General features: G+C 64.4%; 2 protein-coding genes. One reads left to right on the top strand and one right to left on the bottom strand.

Annotation, left to right across the window (positions count from 1 at the left end; all coding sequences use genetic code 11):
* Positions 1–594, top strand: a 594-nt coding sequence (locus tag I5W_RS26670; protein ID WP_044531530.1) for a universal stress protein, incomplete at its 5' end; no start/stop codon positions are given.
* A gap of 25 nt (positions 595–619) precedes the next feature.
* Here I5W_RS26670 and I5W_RS26665 read toward each other — a convergent pair.
* The coding region (locus I5W_RS26665; RefSeq protein WP_044531529.1) for a PepSY domain-containing protein at positions 620–822 on the bottom strand (203 nt) is incomplete at its 5' end.

Here is an 822-nt window from a genome sequence, read left to right as displayed (position 1 = left end):
AGCGTGGGCGTGCCCTCCTGCGAAAAACGCTTCGTTGATGACGATGCCGAGGGCGGACTGGCCCTGCAAGCGCGTTATGCCGACCTGGTGGTGGTCAGCCAGGCCGACCTGGACGATGCCGACGACAGCTTCCTGACCGATCTGCCCGAATACGTGATGCTCAACTCCCCGCGCCCGGTGTTGATCATCCCCAGCGCCGGTGAATTCAAGCACGTGGGCAAGAATGCCCTGATCGCCTGGGATGGCAGCATGGAATCGACCCGCGCCATCACCGCCGCCCTGCCGCTGCTGCGCCAGGCTGACAACGTGACAGTGGTGATCTTCAATTCCGACAAGCGCCTGGGCACCCATGGCGAACAGCCGGGCGCCGACATTGCGCTCTACCTGGCGCGCCATGGTGTGAAGGTGGAAGTGGCCCAGGAACAGACCCCGCTGGACATCGGCAACGCCCTGCTCTCGCTGGCCGCCGACAAGGGTTCGGACCTGCTAGTCATGGGCGGCTACGGCCACACCCGCTTCCGTGAAGTGTTGCTGGGCGGGGTGACGCTGACCATCCTCAAGACGATGACGCTACCGGTGCTGATGGCGCATTGAGACCGGCACCGCCGCCTTCATTGTTTTAGCGCAGTTTCGCCACCGGCCCCTCGCGGGCCGGTATCTTTTGGGTGGCCAGACGCTGGCGCTGTTGCAGACGTGCACGGCGCTTGCGTGCCCAGATGACCACGCCAGTGACTGATAGCATCGCCACCAGCACTCCCATCAACGAGATCAATACGCGGCCGGTCAGCCCGAGGATACGGCCGGAATGCAGCGGGAACTGCG

The organism is Herbaspirillum sp. B65 (assembly GCF_000333555.1).
Taxonomy (GTDB): domain Bacteria; phylum Pseudomonadota; class Gammaproteobacteria; order Burkholderiales; family Burkholderiaceae_D; genus Herbaspirillum; species Herbaspirillum rubrisubalbicans.
This window is presented reverse-complemented; position numbering and strand designations above follow the sequence as displayed.